A 7,862-nucleotide genomic window follows, 5' to 3' on the forward strand; every position below is an offset into this window, starting at 1 on the left:
GCCCCGATACTATGTGGAATGATTGCAAGAATAAAACTGCTATAGCTGCGGGCCTGGACCAGCAGGATTAACCCGGTGGCAATCAAGCCCAGCAGGATGGCATTGGTCAGAGCCACACCGGCATTTTTACGCACAAAGGGCCACAGCAACGCGCCCAGCACATTTGCCAAAGGGCCGATGCCGATCGCGATGCCGATCTGTGTAGTGGAATTAATTCCCAGGTTCCCCAATATGGCGGGCGCCTGCACCGGTACGATAAAGATGCCGGCCATGCCGGCAAACGCCAGAAAGCTCGCCGCCACAATAGCCTGCCAGGCGCCGCGCTCGGCCGGAACATCGCTCGTTGACGGTGTGTGAACCTTCCACACCGGCTCCCATAGCAGCTTGAGCATGAAGGGCACCAGCAGCAGCGGCAGCAGATAAAGATAGAACGGATGGCGCCATGAGGCTTCGCCGACCCTGCCGCCGATCATAAAGAACAGCGAACCGATCAGGCCGATAAGGATCATTTGGCGATTCACGTATTTCTGTCTCTCGTCCTCTTGCCAGTAGTCACCGATCAAGGTCGTGCAGCTAGTCAGGATGAAAGCTTCTGCGATCCCGAGCAGCAGCCGAGACAGCAAGATGTCCTCCAGGGTATGCAACTGGCTGGGAGCGAACCCGCTCATCACGTAGGCCAATGTAGCCAGGATCAAGAGCCGCTTGCGTCCGAAGCGGTCCACCAGCCAGCCGGCGACCGGTGCAAACACGGCAATGGCCAAGGCCGGGCTGGTGGCCACCAGCGGCATCAGCACATTCGCATGGGCTGACAGCGGCCCGAGCTCCGCTCCCATCTTGGGTAAGATGGGGAGAATCATAACGGCACCCATGATGGTGAGGCTGCTGCCCAGCAAAATCACGACAACTTGTTGCGTGCCTGCCTGACGTTGTGCGGAGATAACAGTATCCATTGCGCTTATCCTCGATTTGTAATGCCGAATTGCATTGTGGTGAGAATTTCGACTTCAAATAGACCTTTCGCATCTGTTGTGAATTACCTGCGCCCCATCGGGACCACGAACGGCTCTCTTTATTCGTCGGACGAGAAGAGGCATATCGAGACCGGAACAGCATCGCCTTATTCCTTCTGGCTGATGTGTAATGTTTCGGCTGGCATCGCGTTTGCTGCTGGCAGTGGCCCTCAGTCCGAGGTGAATGCACGTTCCATCGCTTGGAGTGGAGGGATGGCCTCAGAAGGTGCGTTGAATGGCAAAGGAAATGAAATCCCTGTCCTTGAGCGGTTGTGCAGCCATGCCACCGAAGTAATTGGTGTACAGGAGGGCGGCATACCACGCCTTTTGGTATTCGGCAATGAGTCCGATACTGAATGTTCCCGCCTTGTCCCCGTTGAAGGCGCTGGTCACGGGGGTCTTGCCCCTGATGTTGTAGCCGAGCGAAACCGGCACGCTCAGGTCCAGTTCCGGCAGCACTTGAAAATAGGATGGCGTGAACCGGACCGAGAAACCCAACGCGCCGCGATCCGTGCCCGGATCGAGATTGCCGGCATTGCGCGTGACGCTGGTGCGGTATAGTCCCCCGACTTCGGCGACGATCGTGCCGCTGTCCCACACAGCAGTGGGGTGCAGCGGGTGAACGATCGACACCTGCGCATGGACGGTATTGCCCACTGCATACAATGGATTGTGTCGGTTATCCGCCGGCGATCCTGGCGGTAAGGCCAATGGCACGCTAGCCAGTGGCATATTGCGGCGCATATGAATCTCTCCCGCTACATTGCTTGCACCGACCACCGTGGAAAAACTTGCCCCAAGCACGCGGATGTCTTCCGGATAGACAAGTGCGTAGCTTCCTTCACCTGGCCGCGCATAGACTTGCGGCAGCTTGTCGTTAAAGCGCAGGTAATACAGGCCGAACTCGGTATCGAGCGCCTTGGCGTAATAACGGGCCGAGACACCCCCTTGACCGCTGTTGCGCGCCTTCGTATCCGGGCCACGCAGCAGCGCGGGGCCCGGCTGCGGAGAAAGAAGCAAGCGCTCGCCACCGGCATCGAGGATGTCCGCCGAGCTGAAGTAACTGCCGGCCGCAGGCAGGCGGGACTTGCGCCAGTCATACTGGAAATAAGCGGCAAAACTTAGCTCGGGGCTGGGCTGCAATTGCCCTGAAATCTGCCCCACCGGCATGAAGAGTTCCTTGGCCTGCGAGCCGGGCACGGACTGGGCCTTGATGATATCGAGCGGCGCCTGGCCATACGAAATCCCGTTCGTCGCAAGCATCAGGCTTTCGCCCCAGAGCAGGGTATGCTTTCCGGCACGCAAGCTGGCGTGCATGTCGCCGATGCGGCCGTTGCCAAACACGAAGGCATCCAGCAATTCCGCGCGTTTGCCGTGCAGCTTGCTGGTTGCATCCGTGAATTCATTGTAAGGCACGGTAAAAGCATTCGCGGTTGACGGCGAGTCGTTGTCGTTGGCCCGGTTGTACAGCTTGTCATACCAGGCCGCGCCGCTGACGCGCAGTCCCATGCCTTGGTAAATGACATCCAACTCGGACAGAAGATCGAGACGGTTCGAGATCAAGCCGGTGTCGAAATTTCTGTTGCCGTCATCGGCATTGATATTCGAGAGCGATCCTGGTGATTGCCCGCTTAATCGCCGGGCGGCACTGTACTTGACCGTATTGTCCCATCGTACTTTCACGTCGGATCCGGTGTCGATTTCAAACGCCTGTGCCGCCGGCGCTAGCCCTGTCCCGGCGAGCGCCAGGGCAATAAACCAGGGCCATTTCACTTCTAGTCGGCCGCTTCGTATCTTCATATTGGGCTCTCCTGAATTTGGCTGTCGAGTGGGTTATGCGGCGTGTGGGCTCGATGTTGTGATATGGAGTCTTTCTGTAATCAAGAAGCGCACGAAGTCACGCACCTTGCTGTCAGTTGCGAAAATTGGCCGATGAAGGTTTCGATCAAACCGTTGGTTTGGTATATCCGCGTCCACGCAACGATGCTGTCAACCTGGTGGCGGAACGATTCTGTCCCTTCCTTCATTGGTTATTCTTTTGAGCGCATCACATTGGTAGACTGTTTGGCCAGAATGGCGGAGACGGCATTGATCTGCTTTCGGTCGACGATGTCGCGCGACTGCCCGCGATACCACTAACGACGATTGAAATCACCCGGACTTCAATAAAGACTCACTCTGTGTTCATTGAAGGCAGGTGGCGGTTCACATTGGAAGGCTGAAGCGAATGTTCACCAACAAATTCCTTGCCCAATAAAAAGACCGCGAGCGCCGGCAATAGAACCAGCGCGCCTAGCAGGTTCCAGAGAAACATGAAGGCGAGCAGAATGCCCATGTCGGCGTGGAACTTGATGGGTGAAAAGACCCAGATCCCCGTCGCAATCGCAAGCATGACCCCTGTCAGCATCACGACTCTCCCGGTGAACAGTATTGTTCCGGCATACGCATTGCGCAAGCTCATCCCGGCGCGCAAACGTGCCAGCAGCACGGCAAGCACGTAAAGTCCGTAGTCAACGCCGATACCTGCGCCGAGTGCAATGACAGGCAATGTTGCGACTTTTACACCGATGCCCAGCATGACCATCATTGCTTCGCAAAGAATGGCCGCGAGAACCAGTGGCACGATGGCGCAGAACACTGCGCGCCAGGAACGGAAGGTAATGAGGCAAAGAAGGATGGCTGCGGAATACACCAATGCCAGCATCGGAAGATGAAAACGTTTGACCACGGCATTGGTGGCGGCCTCGATCCCGGCATTGCCGGCTGCCAGCAAAAATTCCGCATCGTCCGTATTGTTCTTGCCGGCGAAGCTCTCTACATGGGCGGTCACGCGCGTGAGTGTGTCAGCCTTGTGATCCTGCAGATAAACATAGAGCGGGAGCAGATCGCAGGTCTGGCTGAATAGCTCCTGCGGCGCGCGCGCGGCGAAAGCATTGAGCATGTCCTGGTTGCGAGACAGGTCGTACCACTTCGGGTTTCCCTCGTTCATGCCGACCGCAAGCCATTTGCTCAGTCCGGCAAACGACTGGGTGGAGATGACGCCGGGAAGCTGTTGCAGTTGCCATTCCAGGGCATCCATCCGCAGCAACACGTCATAGTCCACGCACTTGAATTGCGGTGTTTTCACCATGACGGCCAGAATGTCGCTGCTGGTGGCGTAATTGGCGGTCATGAACGCATTGTCACGGTTATAGCGGGAGTCTGGCCGCAGCTCCGGCGCACCCGGATCCACGTCGCCAATACTCAGGCGTGAACTTGCCGCCAATCCTGCGATCCCCAGCACCGTGGCGAAGGCGATCACGGTGCCCGCATATTTTTTCCGGGTGAGCAGCTCCAGGAATTGTCCGGCATGCGGCTGACGAGGTGCGGCGGCCAATTCCCTGCGGATGCTCCTGCGCGCGGCGGACGCGCTCACGCCGACGTAGGACAGCTGCACCGGCACGAGCACCAGGTTGGTCACAATTAATATCGCCACACCGATGCTCGCCGTCAGCGCCATGTCTTGTATTGTCCGGATCGGAATCACCGTCAGTACGGCAAATCCCGCCGCATCGGCCAGCAGAGCGGTCAAGCCCGCCAGGAACAGGCGACGGAAGCAATAGCGGGCTGCCACCACCCGGTGCGTGCCGCGCCCGATATCCTGCATGATCCCGTTCATTTTCTGCGCACCGTGGCTCATGCCGATTGCAAACACAAGGAATAGCACCAGCATGGAGTAGGGATCCAGCGTGTGTCTCGGCGTAGGCAGCAGACCCAATAAACACACTACGGCCACAAGAGAACAAGATACGACCAGCAGCGTGCTGCGCACGCAGCGCGTGTGCCAATAGAGCAGGGAAGCCGCAATGCAGACGGAGAGAATGAAGAACAACAGCAAGACGCCCAGTCCTTCGATCAGATCGCCAGCCACCTTTGCGAAGCCGGTGATATGAATCCTGAGCGTCGCGGTTTGATATTGCGTGCGAATCGTCTCCAGTGCGTTGGAGAACGTCCCGTAATCGAGTGCTTGCCCGGAAACATGGTCTTTCTCCAGCAGGGGAACAACGATCACCGTGGACCGCTGATTTGCCGCCACCAGACGGCCTATCTCGCCCGATCGTTCAATGTTGGCGCGCACCTGCGCGATATTCGCGGATGATCCATCGTAGGTGTCCGGAATGAGCGGGCCGCCGTCCAATCCTTCTTCCGTGACCGCCACCCAGCGTACCGATGGCGTCCACAAGGATTTCATATAGGGTCGATCCACGCCGGGCAACAGGAATACCGCGTCATTGATGCGGCGCAATGCCTCAAGATAGCTTGCATCGAAGATCGTGCCTTGCGTTGTTTCCACTGCAATGCGCACGGTATTGCCGAGACCGCTCAATCCTTCCCTGTGCGCAAGATAATTGACGATATACGGATGCCCCATCGGAAGCATGTTCTCGAAACTGGCATTGAAGGTCAGCCGGGTTGCACGCGCGCCAAGGACGACAATTGCCAGCAGACACAGAATGAGAACGATCGAGCGATGGTTGAATATCACCCGTTCAATGGGCGAACCCGAATGCGGATCGAAGTCTTGGAGTCTGTGGAGTACCGGAAAGTCGACAAATGAGGCATCGTGCTTCATTGCCTGACCTGTTGAAGAGATATCCGGCTGAGTCCCCTCGCGCCGGACAGCACGAGATCGCCATTGGCGGCTTGCGCCACACTAAAGAATGGGAAGGGCTGGGTGATCGCCAATGCGTTGAAGCTGCGCCCCTGATCGGTACTGCGCAGCGCTTCGCCGGCTTGTGTCGCCATGACGATGGAACCGTCTGAGAGAGCCATGCCGGTCGTCAATGACGCAGTTGTACCGGTATCGATCTTGCTCCAGTGACGCCCGCCATCATGCGACCAATAGGCGTTTCCGCGCAATCCATAGACCACGATGTGTTCTTTGCTCAGGGGGATGACGCCAAACCAGCTCCCCTGATAAGGCGTTTCGAGCTCGACGAAGGTTTGCCCCGCATCGGTAGAGCGATAGAGTAAGCCAGCCTCTCCGGCGATGTAGACAGATTCGCCGAAAGCCTTGATGCCATAAAGATGCCTGTCAGTCGCATTCTCGATATGTGCTTGCCAGGGGAACCAGGTCTTGCCGCCATCCTGAGTCGCGAAAAATAAGCCGTAAGCGCCGACGACGAAGCCGCGCTTTTCGTCTATAAACGCGACATCGAAAAAAGGCTTGTCCGGTCCTTCACGCAGCAAACGTTGCGCATCGCGCAATTGTCGCCGTGCTTTGGCGTCGTCGTGCGCAATCGCATCTTTTTGAGCGGATTCCAGCATCGATCGGGTCGCCTGGTGCCCATCCAATTGCCGGACCCAGCTTGCGCCGCCATCGTCAGTGTGCAATACCACGCCGGAGTGTCCGACTGACCAGCCCTTTTTCTCCGTGGCGAAATGTATGCTGGTAAGCGTTGCACTGACAGGTACCCGCGCCTGCCGCCAGGAGAGTGCGTCATCGTCGGAGAACAAAACAATTCCGCGCTCGCCGACAGTCAGCAAACGCCGGCCTGTCCGCCTGACGGCCAGCAGTACGGAGTCGCTCGCCCGTGCACTGATCGACGCCGGCCGCTCCAGCACGTCGGGCACGGCACTGGCAGCATGCCAGACAGGCGTCGCCACTTCAACGGCAAACAAACCCGTCAGCAGCAGAATAGACGCGGCAAGGGAATGTACATTGCCCACACGTAGCCTTATCAGTCAGCCTGGAGCGATAAGAAAAATACTCATTGAATTATCGGCTGAATAGCGAGTTCTTGCGAGGCCGTATTCCACTGCACCCCCATTCGTCGATATGCCGGTAGGGCAGCAGGATTGCTGCAAGGAGTCGTGCTTGCTTCTTGTTATTGATGCCCTGGCTTGATTGTGGGATCGAGTTGCAATAATGCGCGTAGGACAGTCACCCGCCAATGGTGACGAAGCGTTTGCACGCATTTCGCCGAATGAACAACAGACTATTGAATGAGGCGAAGATGATTCGCCAGGCTGCATGCAACGGTGATACCCCGCGTCGTCAACCGAGGAGCCTCAGGTTGCGGATTCGTTGAATCGTGCAGAAGGAACATATCGTCGAAGCGCCAGCTCGAATCAGGGCGGACTCAGGCGAAATGCAATCGCATTCTCTTACTGCGGTGGTCACATCAGGCCATGGCCTGCTGAAGCCATGGCGATTAGACGGAATTTACCGATTTCCGGGATTGTGCTGGATCGGTAACTGGTCCCGCCGACAGGAATCGAACCTGTATCTAGCGCTTAGGAGGCACTCGTTCTATCCATTGAACTACGGCGAGACGCTGGGAACCGGGCCTCGTTTTTCAGCCCGGTGCAGAATTATAGCCGAGACTGTTGCGGGAAATAACTGCATTCTGCAGGCTGTCGGTACAATGCCCGCTTCGTTAATCACATTCCTCGCGCTTTGCGCGAAATATCGTTATGGCTGTCGTGTCCCTTTCTAATGCCCAGCTTGCTTTCGGGCATGTTCCTCTTCTCGATCACGCGGAATTTGCGCTGGAATCGACCGAGCGTGTCGGCCTGATCGGCCGCAATGGTACCGGTAAGTCTTCTCTGCTGAAGATCATTGCCGGCATTTCCCGGCTCGACGACGGGTTGCTAGTCATGCAGCAAAGCATCAAGATTGCCTACGTCGAACAGGAGCCGCAATTTGCCGAAGACATGTCGGTCTTCGATGCGGTTGCAGCCGGCATGGGTGAATTGCCCGCTCTGTTAAATGAGTACAACGACCTGGCCGGGCAATTGGGCGGCAGCGACGACGACGCGGCAATGGAGCGCATGCATGACATCCAGGTCAAGCTGGACGCTGCCGATGCC

General features: G+C 57.3%; 5 protein-coding genes and 1 tRNA gene. 1 reads left to right on the plus strand and 5 read right to left on the minus strand.

Annotated features, from left to right (window positions below):
• The 5 genes from V7080_RS21275 to V7080_RS21295 all read right to left on the minus strand — a co-directional run.
• Positions 1-950, minus strand: a 950-nt coding sequence (locus tag V7080_RS21275) for an MFS transporter (RefSeq protein WP_334190394.1), incomplete at its 3' end; no start/stop codon positions are given.
• Positions 951-1,229: 279 nt separating this feature from the next.
• Positions 1,230-2,810 carry a DUF1302 domain-containing protein gene (locus V7080_RS21280; protein ID WP_334190395.1) on the minus strand — a complete coding sequence of 527 codons (1,581 nt, stop codon included), beginning with the start codon at positions 2,808-2,810 and terminating at the stop codon, positions 1,230-1,232.
• Positions 2,811-3,183: 373 nt separating this feature from the next.
• Positions 3,184-5,622, minus strand: a complete 2,439-nt coding sequence (locus V7080_RS21285; RefSeq protein WP_334190396.1) for an efflux RND transporter permease subunit — start codon at positions 5,620-5,622, stop codon at positions 3,184-3,186.
• Positions 5,619-6,719, minus strand: a complete 1,101-nt coding sequence (locus tag V7080_RS21290) for a WD40/YVTN/BNR-like repeat-containing protein (protein WP_334190397.1) — start codon at positions 6,717-6,719, stop codon at positions 5,619-5,621. The genes V7080_RS21285 and V7080_RS21290 overlap by 4 nt, the downstream gene beginning before the upstream one ends.
• Before the next feature lie 530 nt (positions 6,720-7,249).
• Positions 7,250-7,324: transfer RNA gene (locus V7080_RS21295), tRNA-Arg, on the minus strand.
• A gap of 142 nt (positions 7,325-7,466) precedes the next feature.
• Between V7080_RS21295 and V7080_RS21300 the strand changes: the two genes are divergently transcribed.
• Positions 7,467-7,862: ATP-binding cassette domain-containing protein (locus tag V7080_RS21300; RefSeq protein WP_334190398.1), on the plus strand; the 396-nt coding region annotated here is incomplete at its 3' end.

The organism is Noviherbaspirillum sp., assembly GCF_036846085.1.
In the GTDB taxonomy this organism is placed as follows: Bacteria; Pseudomonadota; Gammaproteobacteria; order Burkholderiales; family Burkholderiaceae_D; genus Noviherbaspirillum.